Raw genomic sequence first — 18,784 nt, forward strand, 5'->3', positions numbered from 1 at the left:
AATCGATGGTGACAGCTTAGCGTGAAGCTGCCCCTCACCCTAACCCTCTCCCCGTAAACGGGGCGAGGGGACGTGCCCAGCGAGACGTTGGTGGGGACCGAGAGGGTGCTGCATATCCCCTTCGCCCCGTTTACGGGGAGAAGGTGCCGGCAGGCGGATGAGGGGCAGGCATCAAGTGACACCGGATTTTCCAAGGAGACAACTGCGTTTGGATATGTTCGGCCTGAGCCCTGAAGAATGGACCGCGATCCTGCTCAGCCTGCGCGTCTCGGTCGTCGCCATGCTGGCGAGCCTGCCGCTTGGCATTCTCGTCGCGCTGCTGCTTGCCCGCGGACGCTTCTGGGGCAAGTCGGTGCTGAACGGCATCGTTCACCTGCCGCTGATCCTGCCCCCTGTTGTGACCGGTTTTCTTCTCCTCATCCTCTTCGGCCGCCGTGGTCCGATCGGCAGCCTGCTCGACCAGCATTTCGGCATTGTCTTTTCCTTCCGCTGGACGGGTGCGGCACTCGCCTGCGCCGTCATGGCCTTTCCGCTGATGGTGCGCAGCATCCGCCTGTCGATCGAGGCGGTCGACCGCAAGCTCGAGGAGGCGGCGGGAACGTTGGGCGCCGGCCCGATCCTCGTCTTCCTGACGGTGACGCTGCCACTGACCCTGCCCGGCATCATCACCGGCATGATCCTGTCCTTCGCCAAGGCGATGGGCGAATTCGGCGCGACGATCACTTTCGTCTCCAACATTCCCGGCGAGACCCAGACCTTGTCGTCGGCGATCTACACCTTTACCCAGGTGCCCGGCGGCGATGCCGGCGCGCTGCGCCTGACGTTCGTCGCCATCATCATTTCCATGACCGCCCTGCTCGCCTCCGAATTCCTCGCGCGTTTCGCCGGCCGAAGGATCGATCCGGAATGACGTTGATCGTCGAGGCAAAACAGAGGCTCGGCGGATTCTTTCTCGACGCCGCCTTCACATCCGACGGCGGTGTGACCGCGCTGTTCGGACGCTCCGGCTCCGGCAAGACCTCACTGATTCGCATCATCGCCGGCCTCGCCCGCCCGGACGAGGGCCGCGTTATCCTTGACGGCGAAACCCTGACCGAAACCAAAGCCCGTCTCTTCGTTCCGAAACACCGCCGTCATTTCGGTTATGTCTTTCAGGAGGCGCGGCTGTTCCCGCATCTCAGCGTCCGCGCCAATCTTTCCTATGGCCGCTGGTTCGCGCCAAGAGCTGCAGGCGGCGAGAGCTTCGATCACGTCGTCGACCTGCTCGGCATCGAAACGCTGCTGGATCGCAGCCCCGCCAAACTTTCCGGCGGCGAGAAGCAGCGGGTCGCGATCGGCCGCGCCCTTCTCTGCTCGCCCCGGCTGCTGTTGATGGATGAGCCGCTGGCCGCCCTCGACGAGGCGCGCAAGGCCGAGATCCTGCCCTATCTCGAGCGATTGCGGGATCAGACCGAAACCCCGATCGTCTATGTCAGCCATTCGATCGCCGAGGTGGCGCGGCTCGCAAACAAAGTGGTGGTCATGCGCGATGGCAGGGTGGAGGCGGTTGGCCCCGCCGTCGACATTTTAAGCCGCGCCTCTGCGGCCTTCGACCGGAAGGAGACGGGCGCGCTGCTGCAAGGCATCGTCGAAAGCTTCGACGCGCGTCACCATCTCTCGACCGTCGCCCTCAAATCCGGCCGGCTGCATATTCCCGGCGCCGCACTCGCGCCCGGCACACCGGTCCGCATCCGCATCCCGTCGCGCGACGTCATGCTGGCGACGGCAAGACCGGAGGGGCTCAGTGCCCTCAACATTGTCGAAGGCAAGATCGAACAGCTATCGCGGGATGCGGACGGAACCGTTGAAATCCAGCTCGACTGCGGCGGCGATGCCATCCTTTCGCGCATCACCGCGCTCTCCTGCGAGCGCCTCGACCTTCGACCCGGCAAGACCGTCTTCGCCGTCATCAAGACGGTTGCCCTGGAGGCCTGATCAGCCCTGCCCGTCCTGCCGCGGGTTGCGCTTTGCTTCAAGCCAGGCAAGATCCTCGGCAAGGCTCGCTTTCAAAATGCTTTCCATCCGGCGAAAACGCGCCAGCAACTGCTCGCCGAACGGCGTCAACGCCGCACCGCCGCCCTTCTGGCCGCCGCGTTGCGATTCGACCACCTGTTCGCAGAACATCCGATTCATCTCGCTGACCAGCAGCCAAGCGCGGCGATAGGACATGTCCATTGCCCGCCCTGCCGCGGAAATCGATCCGGTGGCGCTGATATGTTCCAGCAACTCCATCTTGCCGCGTCCGAGCCGATCTTCATCCGGGAAGCTGATTCGCAAGATGGGAACGAGTGTTTTTGCGGCTGGATCGGTCATTCGAATCTGCAGATGGTGGAATTTCCGGCACTTTACGCTCCGGCCTGAAAACTGTACACCGCCCGCACAAGCAGCGAGGGCAGCAATAGTGTTCAAATCGGTCGCCAGATCGGATTTTCCGCCGCTCCGTACGTTAGCACGTCTTGAAACATTAATGGTTTGATGCCTATCTTAACCATGATCCGGTCGTGATCGGATCTCGTGTTGTGCATGGTTTGTCATTCCAGGAAAGGGAAAGCACTGACAACAGTACACGCCAAGGGAAAAACGCTCGCCGTTGTCCCGAAGAGCGCAGAACGTGGCGCCGATGCCGCTGCCCGCGCCTTAGAAGCCGTCCTCGCCAGCCTCGAGGACTCCAAAGCTGAAGATATCGTCACCATCGACATTGCCGGAAAATCGGCGCTCGGAGACTACATGGTCGTCGTCTCCGGTCGTTCGAACAGGCATGTCATGGCGATCTCGGACCACCTGCTCACCGATCTGAAGGACGAAGGCTTCGGTACGGCCCGCGTCGAAGGTCAGGAGGGCGGTGATTGGATCCTGATCGACACCGGTGACATTATCGTGCATGTGTTCCGTCCTGAAATCCGCGAGTTCTACAACATCGAAAAGATGTGGGCGGCTCCTGACATGGATGAAGAAACACGGCACTGACAGGCGAGCCGGCATTCCGACCGGCACCTGAGAGTGGCATTGGCTGGCCGGGAAACATCAAAACCGGCCGGTAGGCGCGCTTTGCGCGTCGCAAATGCCTGATAAGCGGGAGCGGGTGAATGCGAGTTGGTCTTTTTGCGGTGGGACGGCTGAAATCCGGCCCCGAAAAGGATCTTGCGGCCCGTTATTTTGATCGTTTCGCCAAGGCCGGCCCTGCGGTCGGCCTCGAACTTGCCCGTATTGCCGAAACTGCCGAAAGCCGCGCCTCCAATGCAGAGACCCGCAAACGCGAGGAGGCAGCGATACTGTTGAAATCGCTTGCCGAAGGCAGCGTCCTCATTCTTCTCGATGAACGCGGCAAGACGCTCGACAGCGAAGCTTTCGCAAATCTGCTCGGCTCCTATCGCGACCAGGGCAAACGCGATCTGATGATCGCGATCGGCGGCGCCGACGGCCTCGATCCCGCGCTCTACGATCGTGCCGACGCCACGCTTTGCCTCGGCAAAATGACCTGGCCACACCAGCTCGTCCGCACGCTGATCGCCGAACAACTCTATCGCGCCGTGACCATCCTGTCCGGCCATCCCTACCACCGCGTTTGACGTGTTCCACGTGGAACTCAAGCCTTTGACGATGCGTCGCATTGTCACGCAGCCGTGTTTCGCGTGGCCGGCCGATCGCTTGCAAACTTTCTGGCAAAGCGTGCCAAATCAGCTTAGTCTCCGCGCGATTTGAGAGAGTGCCCCGACACGCATGACGACCACACCAACCAGGCGACACCGCATGATTCTGCCGGCACTTGCGGCCGGTTTTGGTATCGCCGTCACCGTCGTGTCCGCAAACACCGTCACCGTCCGCGCTCAGGAAGCCGCGCCGGAAGCGGCACAATCTGCAACGCCGCCGCCGGCAGCCGAGCCGCCGCCACCCGATCCGGCCGCTGAGCTGGCCGCCAAACGCGATCAGACCCGCGCCGAACTCGAAACCTTGTCGAAATCGATCAGCCTTTCCTCGGACAAGGTGAGTGAACTCCAGCAAAGCATCGCCAATCTGGAAAAAAGCACTGAGAGCATCCGCCAGGCGCTGATCGATTCTGCCGGCCGCCGCAAGGGGCTCGAGAAGCAGATCCTCGAAAGCGAGAAGAAACTCGCCGATCTCGGCGTCAAGCAGGATGGCATCCGCCGTTCGCTGCACGAGCGCCGCGGCCTGCTGGCCGAGGTGTTGGCCGCACTCCAGCGCATGGGCCGCAACCCGCCGCCCGCCTTGCTCGTCACTCCCGATGACGCGCTCGCTTCGGTGCGCAGCGCCATCCTGCTCGGCGCCGTCGTGCCCGGCATCCGCAAGGAAACCGACAAGCTCGCCGCAGACCTCGCAAGCCTCGCCGCGCTGCAGACGGCAAGTGCGGCCGAAAAGGCCGGCCTGACGGCGACGATGACCGATAGCATCGAGGAAGAGCGGCGCATGGACCTGCTTCTTGCCGAAAACGACAAGCTCAGCCGCAGCAGCGCCGCCGAACTGCAGGCCGAAAGGAAACGTTCGGAGGAGCTGGCGGGCAAGGCGACCAGCCTCGAAGGCCTCGTCGCTTCGATGGAATCCGAGATCGCTTCGGTGCGCGAAGCGGCTGCCGCCGCCCGCCAGGCCGAGGAGAACCGCAAGCTTCTGACCGACGAGCAGCGAGCGCAGGCCAAGGCTCTGGCCGACAGCGGCGTGCCCGATAAAAACCGCATTGCGCCCGCATATCCGTTCGGAGAATTGAGGGCCAAATTGGAGCTGCCCGTGGCAGGCGACATCCTGCGCCAGTTCGGCGATGCCGACGGCACCGGGCACGAAGCCATGGGAATGACGGTCGCCACCAACCCGGAGACAGTGGTGACGGCGCCTGCAGACGGCCTGGTGGTTTTTGCCGGCGCTTTCCGCAGTTACGGCCAGATGATCATCCTTGACGCGGGCGACGGATATCACCTGGTTCTCTCGGGAATGGATACGATCAATACCCGCCAGGGAAAATTCGTTTTCGCCGGCGAGCCGCTCGCCGTGATGGGAGCGAAAAGAGTGGCAAGCGCAACTGCATTGGCGCTGGAAACGGACCGGCCAACGCTTTACATTGAATTTCGAAAAGACGGTAAACCGGTCGATTCCCGACCGTGGTGGACCGCCAAGGACACTGGAAAGGCACGCAATGATTCGTAGGGCTTCTCTTGTTCTGGTCGGCGCATTGATGGGTGCGACCGCGATGAGCGTCATTTACTCGGCAGGTGTGCCGGCAGAAGCGGCCGGATCCTCTACCTACAAGGAACTCTCGGTATTTGGCGACGTCTTCGAACGCGTGCGTGCGCAGTACGTCACGCCGCCGGCCGAAGACAAGCTGATCGAGAATGCCATCAACGGCATGCTTTCCTCGCTCGATCCGCATTCGAGCTATATGAATGCGAAGGACGCCGAGGACATGCGCACCCAGACCAAGGGTGAGTTCGGCGGCCTCGGCATCGAAGTCACGATGGAAGACGAGCTCGTCAAGGTCATCACCCCGATCGACGATACGCCCGCCGCCAAGGCCGGCGTTCTCGCCGGCGACTACATCTCCGAGATCGACGGCCAGTCCGTGCGCGGCCTGAAGCTGGAAGACGCGGTCGAGAAGATGCGCGGCGCCGTCAACACGCCGATCAAGCTGACGCTGATCCGCAAGGGCGCCGACAAGCCGATCGAGCTGACGATCGTCCGTGACGTCGTCGCCGTCCAGGCGGTCAAATCGCGCGTCGAGGACGATGTCGGTTACCTCCGCATCATCTCCTTCACCGAGAAGACCTATCCCGACATGGAAAAGGCGATCAAGAAGATCAAGGACACCGTTCCGGCCGACAAGCTGAAGGGTTACGTCCTCGACCTGCGCCTTAACCCGGGCGGCCTGCTCGACCAGGCGATCAATGTCTCCGACGCGCTGCTGCAGCGTGGCGAGGTCGTGTCGACCCGTGGCCGCAACCCGGATGAAACCCGCCGCTTCAATGCCGGTCCGGGCGACCTGACCGACGGCAAGCCGGTCATCGTGCTGATCAACGGCGGTTCGGCCTCCGCATCGGAAATCGTAGCCGGCGCGCTTCAGGATCTGCGCCGCGCCACCGTTCTCGGCACGCGCTCCTTCGGCAAGGGTTCCGTCCAGACGATTATCCCGCTCGGTGAAAACGGCGCGCTACGCCTGACCACGGCGCTCTACTACACGCCGTCGGGCCGCTCGATCCAGGGCACCGGCATCACCCCTGACATCAAGGTCGAAGAGCCGCTGCCGGAAGAACTGCAGGGCAAGATGGTGACCGAAGGTGAATCCAGCCTGCGCGGCCATATCAAGGGCCAGAGCGAAACCGATGAAGGTTCGGGCTCGGTTGCCTATGTGCCGCCGGATCCGAAGGATGACGTCCAGCTGAACTACGCGCTCGACCTCCTGCGCGGCAAGAAGACCGATCCGGCCTTTCCGCCGAACCCCGATAAGGCCGTCGTCGCCAAGTAATTGATCATCGCAAGGCCGGGCACCCGCCCGGCCTTGACCCTTTCTGCTGTTTCCCGGTTTTGGAGCGGGCGAGAAAATTGGGAACGGACCTGCATGCGCCTTTGGGGCGCAACCGCAAAACCGGTAGCCGGCGTCCTGGTGTGCTGCGCCTCGGGCGTATTGCTGCCAGTCTGTGCCTTTTCGCGATAGGCGGCTTTTCTCTCTATACCGCCTTTCGGGGCGAGGGGCTGGAGCGCGCCAAACCGCCGGCGACCGAACAGGCCGCAAGCCAGACTCTCAGCAAGCCGCCGACGGCCACTGCCGACCAGGCGGCAAACGGCATGCCACGCGCCGATCCGCGCTCGGGCGCCAATGTCGAACAGATGATCACCGGCGATGGCTCCGTCGTTACCAAATACAGTCCCCACCCGCGCGACGGCAGCGGACCGGTGCTGGTCGATGCCATGCAGATCGGCCAGGATCCGCGCATGGCAGCCCAGCCCAATGAAGCGCTGCTCGAAGACACCGCGTTTGGCAGGCTGCCGATCGTCGGCCCCGACGGGAGGCGGCCGATGGACCAATATGCTCGTCCCTCGTCCGGCGCACGCGGCATCCGCATTGCCATCGTGGTCAGCGGCCTCGGGCTCAGCCAGACGGGGACGCAGCGCGCCATCGCCGAATTGCCGGAGGAAATCACCCTCGCCTTTGCTGCAAGCGGCAACAGCCTGCAGCGCTGGATGCAGGAGGCCCGCCGCGGCGGCCACGAGATTCTGCTGCAGGTGCCGCTCGAGCCATTTGATTACCCGGCCAATGATCCGGGTCCGGAGACGCTACTGACGTCGAAGCCAGTCGCCCGCAACATCGAGAACCTGCACAAGGCGATGGGCGAAATCACCAATTATACCGGCGTGATGAACTATCTCGGCGGCCGTTTCCTCTCCGACCCCGCCGCCATGGAACCTGTTATGCGCGATATCGGCAAGCGCGGCCTGCTCTTCCTTGACGACGGCACGTCGGCCCAGTCGAAAACGGCGACGGTCGCCAGGGGCACCGAACTGCCTTATGCCTTTGCCGACCTGCAGCTGGACGGCCAGCTCGATATCAATGCCATTCTGAAAAAGCTCGACGAGCTCGAGCACATCGCCCGCAAGAATGGCCAGGCGATCGGCATCGCCTCGGCTTTCGACGAAAGCGTCGACGCCATCGCCAGATGGAGCGAGGAAGCGTCCATGCGCGGCATCGAGATCGTCGGCGTCGCGGCGCTTTCCAACGACCCGCGAAGCCCCTGAGACAATTTCTGAACGGAGAAGAAGATGAGCCAGGCGACCGTGAAAGCCGAGGATCTGCCCTACCGTCCCTGCGTCGGCGTGGTGATCCTGAACCGCGATGGCCTGGTCTGGGCCGGGCGGCGGATCCCGGACGGCAATTCCGAATATGATGGCTCGCCGCAGCTGTGGCAGATGCCGCAGGGCGGCATCGACAAAGGCGAGGATCCCTTGGATGCCGCCTATCGTGAGCTCTACGAGGAAACCGGCATCCGAACGGTGACCCTGCTGGCGGAAGCAAGAGACTGGATCAACTATGATCTGCCGCCGGCGCTGATCGGCATCGGATTGAAAGGGAAATTCCGCGGCCAGACGCAGCGCTGGTTCGCCTTCCGCTTCGAGGGCGACGAAAGCGAGATCGCCATCAACCCGCCGCCGGGCGGTCATGATCCGGAATTCGATGCCTGGGAATGGAAGCCGATGCAGGAACTGTCGGACCTGATCGTCCCTTTCAAGCGCGCCGTCTATGACCAGGTAATCGCCGAGTTCCGGCATCTGGCGACGCTGCAGTCGGAAGACTGACCCGGCTGCTTGCCGCCGCAAGATAGATTGAAAAAACCGGCCGCGCGGAGCGGCCGGCATTCCCGTCCGAATTATTCGGCTTCGTCGGCGGAATCGGCGTTGAGCTGGCCGTATTTGCTCTCGCCGATTTTCTCGAGCAGGTCGAGCTGCGTTTCGAGGAAGTCGATATGGCCTTCCTCATCCGCCAGCAGTTCTTCGAAAAGTTTCATGGAAACGTAGTCGCCGGCCTCGGAACAAATATCGCGCGACTTCTTGTAGGCGGTGCGGGCGTCATATTCGCCGGCCAGATCGGCTTCCAGCACTTCCTTGACATTCTGGCCGATGCGCAGGGGCGCGAGTGTCTGCAGGTTGGGATGACCTTCGAGGAAGATGATGCGCGCGACAAGCCTGTCGGCATGGTGCATCTCTTCGATGGATTCGGCGCGTTCCTTCTTGGCGAGCTTGGTGTAGCCCCAGTCCTCGAGCAGCCGATAATGAACCCAATATTGATTGACCGCCCCGAGCTCGAGGAACAGTGCCTCGTTAAGCCGCTCGATGACCTTTTTGTCGCCTTTCAATGTCCGCTCTCCTGTTTTCCTCATGGAACTGCTTCAAGCGTGACATGAAATCAAATATTTCCGTCTCAGTCGAGTGGCGACGGGCGTGATATTCCTCGGTCGTCTGAATGATGATATCGACCACATTAGGGAAGCAGCCACAGCAACGGCCGCGTTTTTCCATCGCGTGGTAGACCTTTGCAGGCACGATAAGCTGCCAACAATCTTCGTCGAGAAGGTTAGTGATAACCTCCCGGATTTCCTTGTCGGTTATATAATTGCAGCTGCAGACAAGCACGTCTTCATTCCAAACATGACACTGACTATCGTGTTTTCTGCTAAAGAAGACGGTGGCTGTCAAGAAAAAATTCGAGTCCGGCTCCGTCGGCAGCAGCGATGGGCGTAATCTGTTGCAAATTGTATGGTCACGAAAGATGACCAGACGATCCCGATCGTGCTCGCATGATCCGATCGTGCTCATCCGATCGTGCGGGCATGATCCCATCATGCCGGCATGATTTCGATCGGCGCGACAAGTTCAATGAAAATTGCGCCCGCGCGGCATGACCTGGGCGGTTTCCGCCACGCCCGCATGACGGCCTTCGGCAATCATGCGTTTTTCCAATCCCGCCCCTTTGCGCACCTCCGCCGCCTGCCGCGGGTCGCCTCCCGGTCTCAATACCTCGTCCGACCGCTCGCAGGCGCCGAAACGGCGGGCCTCGCGTTGCAGGATGCCAAGCGCCGGCGTCATGTCCTCGATATGCTCGACGACGGTATGGATCACCCCGCTATGGCTTTGCAGCCTGCCGCGGATTTTCACGAGCCTAGCTCCCATGACGACTGCCCGGTATTTGTCGAACATTGCGTTCCAGACGATCGCATTGGCAACGCCGGTTTCATCCTCCAGCGTCATGAAGATCACGCCTTTGGCCGAACCCGGGCGCTGCCGCACCAGCACCAGACCGGCAATCGTCACCCTCTTGCCGTTGGGCACGCTGAGAAGATCGACATTGCGGGTGATGCCCGCCTTTCGCAATTCCTCCCGCAGAAACGAGACGGGATGCGCTTTCAGCGACAGGGAAAGATAACGATAGTCCTCGATCACCTGTTCGCCCGGTAGCATATCGGGCAACTTCGCCGCGGGTTCGGGCTGAAGGTCGATATGACGAACCTGTTCGAAAAGAGGCAGTTCTTCGGCCGCACTCTTCACATCCAGTGCCCGCACAGCCCAAAGCGCTTCCCGGCGCGACAGATGGATGGATCGGAATGCATCCGCGTCCGCCAGTCGCTCGATGACGGATTTCGGCAGACCGGATCGCAGCCAGAGATCGCGCACCGAACCATATCCTTGCCCTCGATTGCCGACGAGCCGTTTCATATCGTCTGACGAGAGACCTTTGATCTGCCGGAAACCCAGCCGCACCGCATGCCGGGTCTTGATGATCTCCCGCATTTGCCCATGCCGGAAATCGACGGTCTTTCGGTCGAAGACAGCCTCTTCCAACGTACAGTCCCATTCGGATTCATTGATGTCGACCGCCAGGATCCTCACCCCATGTTCGCGTGCATCCCGCACCAGCTGAGCCGGCGCGTAGAATCCCATCGGCTGGGAATTCAGCATGGCCGCGCAGAAGACATCGGGATAATAGGCCTTGAGCCATGAAGAGGCATAGACAAGCAGTGCAAAGGACGCGGCATGGCTTTCCGGAAAGCCATATTCACCGAAGCCTTTGATCTGATTGAAGCATTGCTTTGCGAACTCGGGATCGTAATTCTTTGAGACCATTCCCTCGATGAACCGCTTCTCGAAATCGCCGATCGTACCGGTCCGCTTGAATGTCGCCATTGCTCTGCGAAGCTTGTCGGCTTCTGCCGGCCTGAAGCCTGCAGCGGTGATTGCGATCTGCATCGCCTGCTCCTGAAACAAGGGGACGCCGAGGGTTCTTTCGAGGACCGCTTCCAGTTCCTTGCTTGGATATTCCACTGGAATATTCCTGGCCCGCTGCTCCCGGCGTTTCAGATAGGGATGGACCATATCGCCCTGGATCGGCCCCGGCCGGACGATCGCCACCTCGATGACGAGGTCGTAGAAAATCTTCGGCTTCAGGCGCGGCAGCATGCTCATCTGCGCTCGGCTTTCGATCTGGAAGACGCCAAGCGTATCGGCCCGGCCCATCATCTCATAGACCGGCTTGCCCTCGTCCCCATGCTCCCTGTTGCCGAGGTCTGCGAGCGTCTTCTTGACATCATAATGCAGTTCAAGCAGCGAAAAGGCCTTCCGCAGACAGGTCAGCATGCCGAGCGCCAGCACATCCACTTTGAGGATCTTGACGTTGTCGAGATCGTCTTTATCCCATTCGATCATGTAGCGATCCGGCATCGCCGTCTTCATGATCGGCACGACCTCGTCGAGCCGGTCCCGCGTGATGACGAAGCCGCCGACATGCTGGGTGAGGTGGCGCGGGAAGCCGAGAAGCTCGGAAGCATATTGCAACACGTTCTGGGTCACTGGATCCTTGACATCGAGACCGGCCGCCTTGGCATCCCGATCGGAGAGATTGTCCTCCGACCAACCCCAGACGAGGCTGCTGATCGCCGACTGAACATCCTCCGACAGGCCGAAAGCCTTGGCGACCTCGCGGCCGGCCGAACGGGTGCGATAGGTGGTCACTCCCGCCGTCAGCCCGGCATGGTCGATGCCATATCGTCGGTAGATGAACTGGATGACTTCCTCACGCCGGTCGTGCTCGAAATCGACGTCGATATCCGGCGGCTCGTCCCGGTCCATCGAAATGAAACGGTCGAAGAGAAGTGTGCTCTTTTGAGGGTCGACTTCCGTGATTTCAAGGCAATAGCAGATGACCGAATTGGCCGCCGATCCGCGTCCCTGGCACAAAACCTTGAGGTCATAACGGGCGTGCTGAATGATCCTGTGAACCGTCAGGAAGTAGGAGGCGTAGTTCTTATCGCCGATGAGTTTCAGTTCATAATCGATCTGCTTCGCCACCTTGGATGGGACACCCTGCGGATAGCGCTTTGCGGCTCCCGCCCTCGTCAGCCTCTCGAGGGTCTCCTGCGGCGTTTCGCCGGGATCGTTTTCAGACGGGTAATTGTGCTGCAGCTCCTTCAGCGAAAAGCTCAGCTTGCCAAAAAAGACCTGCGTATTTTCGACCGCATCGGGATAATCGCCGAAGATCCGGACCATTTCACGTGAATCCTTGAGGTAGCGCTCGGCATTCGGCGCCAGCAGGAATCCGGCTTGTGATATCTGCACATGCTCCCGGATCGCGATCACGACATCTGAAAGCGGCCGGCGTTCGGGATGGTGGTAAAGCGGCTGGTTGGTCGCAATTAACGGCACGCGATTTCGGGCGGCAAGCATGGCAAGCACTGCAAACACCTGCCTGTCGCGACCGTCATAGGCCGGCGCCAGCACCATAAAAAAAGCCTTGCGGAAACGTCTGCGAAACCGCTCCAGATAATCCTCCAGCGCAGTCTGGCCCGCCTGGCTCTCGACAAGGGTACGATCGGCAACGAGGGCAAGCATCATCTCGTCCCCCCATTCCATGAGCTCCGCTTCCGTCAGGATGCAGCTTCCCTTGACCGCTTCCTCCTTCAGATTGCCGGCGCTGAGAAGGCGGCAGAGGTTTGCCCAGCCTCGCCGATTGCATGGGTAGGCGAGGATATCCGGCGTGTCGTCGGAAAAGACGAGACGGGCGCCCGGCTGTATCCGGATTGGATGGAAAATCCTTTCCTTTTTTCCGGTCTTCTCCGCTTCGGCCAGGATCGCATCTCTGTTCTTGTATCTCTCCTCGATCTGTTCCGCCTGCGCATGCGCACGCACGACGCCGGCAACCGAATTCCGGTCCGCGATTCCCAGACCGCCGAGCCGGAGATGAGCGGCCTGCAAGACCATCTCTTCCGGGCTGGAGGCGCCTTCGAGGAAGGAGAAATTCGTCCTCGCGCCGATCTCGAAAAATGCGCGCTCGCCCTTCATGCAAACACCCCGTGCATGAACCAGCGGGGATCGAGTTCCCGGCCATAGAAACCTCGACGATAGATCCAGAAGCGATGGCCGCTCTCGTCCTCGATGCGGAAATAATCGCGCGCCTCCGCGTCACTTCCGTCGATCCACCATTCCATGGCAATCCGCTCCGGACCTTCGCTTTTTGCCACTTGATGCTGCATGCGCCGCCAGCGAAAGATTTGCGGCGGACCATCGGGCACTTCGGCGAGCACAGTCTCGACAGGCTCCGGCGTTGCAAACAGCCGCAACGGGCGCTCTTGGCGGAAAGGAAGAACCCCCTTCGGCTCGGCTTTCCCCCGTCTGGAAAGATTGTCCATCGCCGGAACCGCGATGACGGCGCGTTCCGGCACATGGCTCTCCCGAAGTTGGAAACTTTGCAGACAATCCTCACCCAGCCGGGCGGAGACACGGTCGACGAAAGCCGAAAGGGAGATTTCTCCCTGACGATCGCCTTCGAAATCAGCCTGCGCTTCATTGAAGGGATCATGCCGCACCACATTCAGCCGCACGATCTCGAAGCCATAACCGGCATCGAGATCGTCATAGACCGCCTGCAGGCGCTCGGAAAAAAGCCCGGCGATAAATTTCGGTTCGCGAAGCGGCTGCGAAGCGCCGACGGAAATACGGAAGACCCTGCCGTCGACGCGGAAGAGCACCAATTCGAACACTCGCCCGCCGGCGCCGCGTGCCTCCAGCGACGGCTGCAGCGACACAGCGACCTGCCGGGTGACGGCAAGGATCTGTTCTTCCGTTCCGATCGGCTCGATCAGGCGGCTTTCGGCCGAAAGGCTGGCGACGGGACGACGGGGCGAAACCGCTTCCTCTTCATGTCCCAGCGCCTGGTCGAGACGCAGAAGCAATTCCGGCCCGAACCGGCGGGTCAATGGCGCTCGCGGCGCATTGATGACGTCGCCGATATATTTCAGGCCGAGCTTCTTCAGCGCATCGACGGTTTGCCCCTGCAGCCGCAAAGCTGCGATCGGCAAGGACATCAGCACTTGCTCCGCCTCCTCATTCTCGATCACGCCGCTTTGTCCGAAGCGCGACACCGCCCAGGAAAGACCCGGCGACGATGAGATCGCGCCCCGCGCATCGATCCCCATATGAAACAGCCGCGACAGAACATCCTTGAGAAGCGCCTTTTCGCCGCCGAAGAGATGCGTGCAGCCGGTAATGTCGAGAAACAGGCCGTCCCTGCCGTCGAACGCCACCAAAGGCGTATACCGGTCGCACCAGTCGGAAATGGCTTCCAGTAGCCGGCGGTCGGCCGCCGGATCCTCTTCCACCACATCGAGCGTCGGATACATGGCGCGCGCTTCGGCGACGCCCTGTTCCTTCTTCAGCCCCAGCCGCTCGGCCAATTCGTCCAGTGCCGTCAGCCGCATGGCATTGTTGAGCTTGCCCGAACAGACGATGGACGGCGCCTCAGGACGCCCTTTCGAACGCCAGGAGGGCCCCCATCGCCTGCGGGCGATACGATCGGTTGACAGATGCGGGAAGCTGAGCGCCAGAATGCGCTGACTGTTCGCCTGGAGGACGAAGGAGGTTTGGTTCGGTGACAGGGAAAAATTCGTGTTCATGGGGGTTCCACTCCAGGAGAAAGGAGAGCGGGGCCGGATTGCGGCTCTTCTCCAGTGTGAGACGGAAAATCGGATTGCCGATACTGCCGGCAAGCTTCGATCCATCCGGCAACGGCCGCAGACCTGACGGTCCCGGTTCGACATGCAGGCGCAAGGCCGCACTGCTGGCCTCCTCCATTCCTGCCTGCCGCAGAAGAAAGAGCGGACGGCGGGCAGCATGTGCCCTGAGACTGAGCCTGCGGCTTTCGGTCAGGCCGAAATGCGCAGGGTTGCCTCGCACTTCGAGGATGACGGCCGAGAAAGCAGCGCTTTCCACCGCCGCCTCCGCGAGCCAGAGCGCTTCGTCCAGCTTGCGCGGCGCGGCATGAAGAAATCGTTCCGGGCTCAACCCGAAATCCCGAAGTCCGGGAGCATAGGGACGGCCGGCCTCCAGCGTGCCGACTGCATCGCCGATCCAGAGCAACGGCATAAGCCTGCCGGCAGCTGATTCCTGTTTCTGCAGCCGCGCGGCAACAGCCATCGCCAGCCCGCTTGTCGCGCCGGCATCGCGAGACAGCGCGGAGCGGAATTCGGTAATCCCATCGAGGGGCAAGCCGCCTTCCAGCGCCCGATCGACAAACTCCACCCCAAACGGCAAGAGGGGCAGAACGCGTTCCTGGCGGGTCTTGCGCCCTTGCGCCAAGGCTTCCTGCTCCGCCGCTGCAAGTGCCGGCGCGGGCTTTCCCTCCAGTCTGGCGATGGTTTCGCGGAGCGCAAAAAGCCGCTCGCGCGCCAGGGCGTTCTGCGCCATGGCGTTTACTCCGATCCGTCTTGTTCCTGTTATGTTCTTATGGATTCCAGAGAGCGGAAGAAGAGTCAACAACCATTTTCTATGAATTTATTCCTGCCTTTGATTCCGCACTCGAAAATCGGCGATAAAGGTTCTATATGGGCCCGCAAAGGAAGGAATATTCATGGCCCGCATAGACCAGAGCGATGATTGGCGGGACCGCCATGCGCCGACGATCAGCACTTTCGAGTCGCTGGCCATGGAGGCCTACAGCCATCTTCCGGATGAATTCCGCCAGCTGACGACCAACCTCACGATCGAGATCGAGGATTTCCCCGATGACGACGTTTTCGAGGACATGGCGCTGGAAACCCCTTTCGACCTGCTCGGCCTTTTTGAGGGCAGGGGCATTTCCGAACGCTTCACGCTGGAAACCGGCGAGATGCCGAACCGCATCCGCCTCTACCGGCGACCTATCCTCGACTACTGGGCCGAGAACGACGAGACGCTCGGCGATATTATCACCCATGTCCTGATCCACGAGATCGGCCACCATTTCGGGCTGAGCGACGAGGACATGGAGCGGATCGAGGCCAGCGCTGAGGAAGCCACCGAGCGCTAATGCATGTCGCCCGCACGTGTGCAGCGGTCGGGGATAATGACATGCATAAAACAAAGAGCTGAAGCACCGCGCCTCGGCAGGGCTAAGGACGCTCCATCACTTTCAAGGAAGTAGGACTCACTGCTCGGAGAGTTTCATCTCCGGATCGTAATCCTTGCCTTCGACGGTCTTGACGACGGCCTGGCCGCACTGCATCGCGCCGGTTGCGGCATTGAAAGCATAGGTCGGCGAACCCTCCAGCAACCAGCCCTTGTTGAGGGCGGCAGTGACCTTGTGGCAGAACGAGGCGTCGTCGGGACCGGTCAGGAAGCGGTAGAGTTTCATCAGGCGGGCTTTCTTGCAGACATCAGGCGAGCTTTATGAACCAGAGCTTCGGCTTGGACAAGATGCAGCCGTTCGATCATTCGCCCGTTCACATTGATGACATTGAGGCCTCTGGCGTCAGGATCGGCAAAGGCCGATATGATTGCCTCGGCTTCCGCAATCTCTTCCAGGCTTGGCCCGAAATGCCGGTTGGCCACTTCGATCTGCGCGGGATGGATCAGCATCTTGCCGGCAAAACCCATGGCGCGGCCCTGTTCGCATTCGGCGTCGAAACCTTCGCCATCTCGGAAATCATTGAAGACGCTGTCGAGCGCATCGAGCCCATAGGCCTTGACCGCCAGAATGACCTGCATCAGCCAGGGCACGAGATAGGTCCGCCCCGGCTGGGGAAGCACGCCCGTTTCCTTGCGCAGGTCATTGAGCCCGACGACGAGACAATCGAGCCTTGAACCCGCCGTGCGGCCGGATCCGGCGATCGACCCGACATTCAGCACGCCGCGCGGTGTCTCGATCATCGCCCAGATGCGCAGCTCCTCCGGCGCATCCGCATCGGCAAGCAGATCGCTGACGTCAGTGACATCTTGAGGCTCGTCCACCTTCGGCAGCAGCACGGCGTCGGGCAAAAGCGCCTTGACCAGATCGAGATCCGCCGCTCCGAATTCGGATGACAAAGAATTGATGCGGATAATCCTTTCCTTGCCTTCAAGCGGCGGCCCGGCAAAAAAGGCCCGCAGATTTTCCCGCGCCTGCCCCTTTTTCTCGGGCGCCACGGAATCCTCCAGGTCGAAAATAACCGCATCGCAATCAAGGGAATGGCTTTTTTCAAGCGCCCGCAGGTTGATCGCGGGCACGCTCAGCACCGAGCGGCGCAGATTGAAGGAACGGAGAGGGGTTGTTCGGCTCATCAATCATTAGTGCCAAGCTTCGCAAAGCCCGGCAAGACAACAAAAAGCCATGCTTGCCTTGCAGAGAGAAAAAAGAAGGACCACATTCCTTTCTGTAGAAAGGTATCAAACCCATGCAGAACATTCGCTCCATCTTCTTCATGCTTGCCGGCGCCACTGTTTTTGTCGCCATGCTGCTTTTCACCTTTTCGGTGACGCTCGCTGTCGGCGGCATCCTGACCGTGCTCATGGTCGGCCGCGCCCTTTCGATGAAGATGAAGCCCGCTCCGGTCCGTGCCAAGGCAAACAACGGCCAACGCGAGATGCGCATCTGGAACGACGGTCGCGGCACGATCATCGATCTCTAAGCAGCTTCACTCAAAAAAACCGACCGACATTGTCGCATCATGCGTCCATGATACGTCTTTGAAGCAGCCAGGCATTCAGCCGGCGCTTGAACACGATGGAGGATGAGCATGGATACGACGACGGAAACCAATCCGGCCAAGCTGCCGCCGGTCAAGAATGGCTTGCTGCCCTATCTGACGGTCGACGGCGCGGTGAAAGCCGCGGAATTCTACAAGAAGGCTTTCGGCGCCGAAGAAGCCTATATCGTGCCGGTCGATGAGAGCGGCCGGACAATGCATATTCATCTCTACATCAACGGCAGCTCCTTGATGCTGTCGGATGCCTATCCCGAATACGGCCATCCTTTCAAAGGCCATGAAGGCTTCGCCATCCAGCTGGTCATCGACGATATCGATTTCTGGTGGGAGCGCGGGGTGGCGGCCGGCGCCGAAGTCGTCATGCCGATCGAACTGATGTTCTGGGGCGACCGCTACGGCCAGCTTCGCGATCCGTTCGGCGTCCTCTGGGGGTTGAACGCGCCCAGCAAATAACGGCCGCATTCAACGGGCGGGCCGCGCGAAACGCCGCGTGGCCGCCACTTTCGAAAGATTCTCCTTCATTTCGGCGAAAAACTGGACTAGATGCAAATTCAGGAAACTACGTTTGCTGAAATGGAGCATGGTCATGGATAAATTCGTGAAGCTGACGGGCGTTGCGGCGCCCTTGCCGGTCGTCAACATCGACACCGACATGATCATTCCGAAGGACTATCTGAAGACCATCAAGCGCACCGGCCTCGGCAAGGGCCTTTTCGCCGAAGCCCGCTACAACGAAGACGGCTCCGAAAATCCCGATTTCGTGCTGAACAAGCCGGCCTATCGCGATGCCAAGATCTTGGTCGCCGGCGACAATTTCGGCTGCGGTTCCTCGCGCGAACACGCTCCCTGGGCGCTGCTCGATTTCGGCATCCGTTGCGTGATCTCCACGAGCTTCGCCGACATTTTCTACAACAACTGCTTCAAGAACGGCATCCTGCCGATCAAGGTCAGCCAGGAAGATCTCGATAAGCTGATGGACGACGCTTCGCGCGGCTCCAACGCCATCCTGACCGTCGATCTTGAGAACCTCGAAATCACCGGTCCGGACGGTGGCTCGATCAAATTCGATCTCGACGCGTTCAAACGCCACTGCCTGCTGAACGGCCTCGACGATATCGGCCTGACCATGGAAAAGGGCAAAGCGATCGACGAATTCGAAAAGAAGAACGCCGCTTCGCACCCCTGGGCCGCTTAAAAACCCAACGGATGACGATCGATCGAGCCGGGCTTTCGCCCGGCTTTTTCTTTGCTCGAAAGCATGCCGC

The 18,784-nt window shown here is 60.8% G+C and carries 20 protein-coding genes; 12 read left to right on the forward strand and 8 right to left on the reverse strand.

Going from position 1 to position 18,784, the window contains the following annotated elements; genetic code table 11:
* Positions 1–208 precede the first annotated feature (208 nt).
* Together modB and modC are read left to right on the forward strand one after the other, a co-directional pair.
* Positions 209–910 (forward strand): molybdate ABC transporter permease subunit, encoded by a 702-nt coding sequence (gene modB / locus EFD56_RS07310; protein WP_184330874.1) that lies wholly within the window; start codon positions 209–211, stop codon positions 908–910.
* The gene (modC, locus tag EFD56_RS07315; RefSeq protein ID WP_085743511.1) at positions 907–1,974 is read left to right on the forward strand and encodes a molybdenum ABC transporter ATP-binding protein; all 1,068 of its coding nucleotides are present in this window, start codon (positions 907–909) and stop codon (positions 1,972–1,974) included. The genes modB and modC overlap by 4 nt, the downstream gene beginning before the upstream one ends.
* Here the strand turns inward: modC and EFD56_RS07320 are convergent, their stop codons facing one another.
* Positions 1,975–2,352 carry a winged helix-turn-helix domain-containing protein gene (locus tag EFD56_RS07320; protein WP_010005693.1) on the reverse strand — a complete coding sequence of 126 codons (378 nt, stop codon included), beginning with the start codon at positions 2,350–2,352 and terminating at the stop codon, positions 1,975–1,977. It lies immediately after the preceding gene.
* A 210-nt stretch (positions 2,353–2,562) separates the two neighbouring features.
* On the opposite strand from EFD56_RS07320, the gene rsfS reads away from it, so the two are divergent.
* The 6 genes from rsfS to EFD56_RS07350 all read left to right on the forward strand — a co-directional run bounded on the left by rsfS (position 2,563) and on the right by EFD56_RS07350 (position 8,331).
* Positions 2,563–3,006 (forward strand): ribosome silencing factor, encoded by a 444-nt coding sequence (rsfS, locus tag EFD56_RS07325; protein WP_010005695.1) that lies wholly within the window; start codon positions 2,563–2,565, stop codon positions 3,004–3,006.
* A 119-nt stretch (positions 3,007–3,125) separates the two neighbouring features.
* Positions 3,126–3,608, forward strand: a complete 483-nt coding sequence (gene rlmH / locus EFD56_RS07330; RefSeq protein ID WP_010005696.1) for a 23S rRNA (pseudouridine(1915)-N(3))-methyltransferase RlmH — start codon at positions 3,126–3,128, stop codon at positions 3,606–3,608.
* Positions 3,609–3,789: 181 nt separating this feature from the next.
* Entirely contained in the window at positions 3,790–5,193 is a 1,404-nt protein-coding gene (locus EFD56_RS07335; RefSeq protein WP_085743512.1) for a murein hydrolase activator EnvC family protein, read from the forward strand.
* Entirely contained in the window at positions 5,183–6,505 is a 1,323-nt protein-coding gene (locus EFD56_RS07340; protein WP_003543943.1) for a S41 family peptidase, read from the forward strand. Before EFD56_RS07335 ends, EFD56_RS07340 begins: the two co-directional genes overlap by 11 nt.
* A 77-nt stretch (positions 6,506–6,582) precedes the next feature.
* The gene (locus tag EFD56_RS07345) at positions 6,583–7,773 is read left to right on the forward strand and encodes a divergent polysaccharide deacetylase family protein (protein ID WP_085743513.1); all 1,191 of its coding nucleotides are present in this window, start codon (positions 6,583–6,585) and stop codon (positions 7,771–7,773) included.
* Between the two features lie 24 nt (positions 7,774–7,797).
* Entirely contained in the window at positions 7,798–8,331 is a 534-nt protein-coding gene (locus EFD56_RS07350; RefSeq protein ID WP_085743514.1) for an RNA pyrophosphohydrolase, read from the forward strand.
* 71 nt (positions 8,332–8,402) lie between these two features.
* On the opposite strand, the gene bfr is transcribed toward EFD56_RS07350, so the two are convergent.
* The 5 genes from bfr to EFD56_RS33125 are packed head-to-tail and all read right to left on the reverse strand — an operon-like array spanning position 8,403 to position 15,264.
* Entirely contained in the window at positions 8,403–8,888 is a 486-nt protein-coding gene (gene bfr, locus EFD56_RS07355; protein ID WP_041683812.1) for a bacterioferritin, read from the reverse strand.
* The gene (locus EFD56_RS32915; protein WP_237351500.1) at positions 8,854–9,348 is read right to left on the reverse strand and encodes a (2Fe-2S)-binding protein; all 495 of its coding nucleotides are present in this window, start codon (positions 9,346–9,348) and stop codon (positions 8,854–8,856) included. The genes bfr and EFD56_RS32915 overlap by 35 nt, the downstream gene beginning before the upstream one ends.
* Before the next feature lie 57 nt (positions 9,349–9,405).
* Complete coding sequence (locus EFD56_RS07365) at positions 9,406–12,864, reverse strand: error-prone DNA polymerase (RefSeq protein WP_085743515.1); 3,459 nt, start codon at positions 12,862–12,864, stop codon at positions 9,406–9,408.
* The gene (locus EFD56_RS07370) at positions 12,861–14,408 is read right to left on the reverse strand and encodes a Y-family DNA polymerase (RefSeq protein ID WP_281040032.1); all 1,548 of its coding nucleotides are present in this window, start codon (positions 14,406–14,408) and stop codon (positions 12,861–12,863) included. The genes EFD56_RS07365 and EFD56_RS07370 overlap by 4 nt, the downstream gene beginning before the upstream one ends.
* A complete protein-coding gene (locus EFD56_RS33125; protein ID WP_064828754.1) occupies positions 14,320–15,264 on the reverse strand; it encodes an ImuA family protein in 945 nt (314 codons plus the stop codon). The genes EFD56_RS07370 and EFD56_RS33125 overlap by 89 nt, the downstream gene beginning before the upstream one ends.
* 163 nt (positions 15,265–15,427) lie before the next feature.
* Between EFD56_RS33125 and EFD56_RS07375 the strand changes: the two genes are divergently transcribed.
* Entirely contained in the window at positions 15,428–15,865 is a 438-nt protein-coding gene (locus EFD56_RS07375; RefSeq protein ID WP_004675276.1) for a metallopeptidase family protein, read from the forward strand.
* Between the two features lie 117 nt (positions 15,866–15,982).
* Here EFD56_RS07375 and EFD56_RS07380 read toward each other — a convergent pair whose 3' ends face one another.
* Both EFD56_RS07380 and EFD56_RS07385 read right to left on the reverse strand, forming a co-directional pair.
* Positions 15,983–16,189, reverse strand: coding sequence for a DUF1737 domain-containing protein (locus EFD56_RS07380; RefSeq protein WP_010023100.1), 207 nt, complete (start codon positions 16,187–16,189; stop codon positions 15,983–15,985).
* The gene (locus tag EFD56_RS07385) at positions 16,189–17,094 is read right to left on the reverse strand and encodes an HpcH/HpaI aldolase/citrate lyase family protein (protein ID WP_064828755.1); all 906 of its coding nucleotides are present in this window, start codon (positions 17,092–17,094) and stop codon (positions 16,189–16,191) included. Before EFD56_RS07385 ends, EFD56_RS07380 begins: the two co-directional genes overlap by 1 nt.
* Positions 17,095–17,207: 113 nt before the next feature.
* On the opposite strand from EFD56_RS07385, the gene EFD56_RS07390 reads away from it, so the two are divergent.
* The 3 genes from EFD56_RS07390 (at position 17,208) to leuD (ending at position 18,714) form a co-directional block, all read left to right on the forward strand.
* A complete protein-coding gene (locus EFD56_RS07390; RefSeq protein WP_003589579.1) occupies positions 17,208–17,441 on the forward strand; it encodes a hypothetical protein in 234 nt (77 codons plus the stop codon).
* A 108-nt stretch (positions 17,442–17,549) separates the two neighbouring features.
* On the forward strand, positions 17,550–17,972 hold the full coding sequence (locus EFD56_RS07395) for a VOC family protein (RefSeq protein WP_010009215.1): 423 nt from the start codon (positions 17,550–17,552) through the stop codon (positions 17,970–17,972).
* Positions 17,973–18,105: 133 nt separating this feature from the next.
* Positions 18,106–18,714, forward strand: coding sequence for a 3-isopropylmalate dehydratase small subunit (gene leuD, locus EFD56_RS07400; RefSeq protein WP_010009214.1), 609 nt, complete (start codon positions 18,106–18,108; stop codon positions 18,712–18,714).
* Positions 18,715–18,784 lie beyond the last annotated feature (70 nt).

Origin of the sequence: Rhizobium phaseoli, from assembly GCF_003985125.1 — a bacterium.
Classification (GTDB): domain Bacteria; phylum Pseudomonadota; class Alphaproteobacteria; order Rhizobiales; family Rhizobiaceae; genus Rhizobium; species Rhizobium phaseoli.

Bases quoted from the DNA above. Each gene is read 5' to 3' on its own strand.
- modC (WP_085743511.1), top strand. From the start codon at position 907: ATGACGTTGATCGTCGAGGCAAAACAGAGGCTCGGCGGATTCTTTCTC.
- EFD56_RS07320 (WP_010005693.1), bottom strand. From the start codon at position 2,352: ATGACCGATCCAGCCGCAAAAACACTCGTTCCCATCTTGCGAATCAGC.
- rsfS (WP_010005695.1), top strand. From the start codon at position 2,563: ATGGTTTGTCATTCCAGGAAAGGGAAAGCACTGACAACAGTACACGCC.
- rlmH (WP_010005696.1), top strand. From the start codon at position 3,126: ATGCGAGTTGGTCTTTTTGCGGTGGGACGGCTGAAATCCGGCCCCGAA.
- EFD56_RS07335 (WP_085743512.1), top strand. From the start codon at position 3,790: ATGATTCTGCCGGCACTTGCGGCCGGTTTTGGTATCGCCGTCACCGTC.
- EFD56_RS07340 (WP_003543943.1), top strand. From the start codon at position 5,183: ATGATTCGTAGGGCTTCTCTTGTTCTGGTCGGCGCATTGATGGGTGCG.
- EFD56_RS07350 (WP_085743514.1), top strand. From the start codon at position 7,798: ATGAGCCAGGCGACCGTGAAAGCCGAGGATCTGCCCTACCGTCCCTGC.
- EFD56_RS32915 (WP_237351500.1), bottom strand. From the start codon at position 9,348: ATGAGCACGATCGGATCATGCGAGCACGATCGGGATCGTCTGGTCATC.
- EFD56_RS07365 (WP_085743515.1), bottom strand. From the start codon at position 12,864: ATGAAGGGCGAGCGCGCATTTTTCGAGATCGGCGCGAGGACGAATTTC.
- EFD56_RS33125 (WP_064828754.1), bottom strand. From the start codon at position 15,264: ATGGCGCAGAACGCCCTGGCGCGCGAGCGGCTTTTTGCGCTCCGCGAA.
- EFD56_RS07375 (WP_004675276.1), top strand. From the start codon at position 15,428: ATGGCCCGCATAGACCAGAGCGATGATTGGCGGGACCGCCATGCGCCG.
- EFD56_RS07380 (WP_010023100.1), bottom strand. From the start codon at position 16,189: ATGAAACTCTACCGCTTCCTGACCGGTCCCGACGACGCCTCGTTCTGC.
- EFD56_RS07385 (WP_064828755.1), bottom strand. From the start codon at position 17,094: ATGAGCCGAACAACCCCTCTCCGTTCCTTCAATCTGCGCCGCTCGGTG.
- EFD56_RS07390 (WP_003589579.1), top strand. From the start codon at position 17,208: ATGCAGAACATTCGCTCCATCTTCTTCATGCTTGCCGGCGCCACTGTT.
- EFD56_RS07395 (WP_010009215.1), top strand. From the start codon at position 17,550: ATGGATACGACGACGGAAACCAATCCGGCCAAGCTGCCGCCGGTCAAG.
- leuD (WP_010009214.1), top strand. From the start codon at position 18,106: ATGGATAAATTCGTGAAGCTGACGGGCGTTGCGGCGCCCTTGCCGGTC.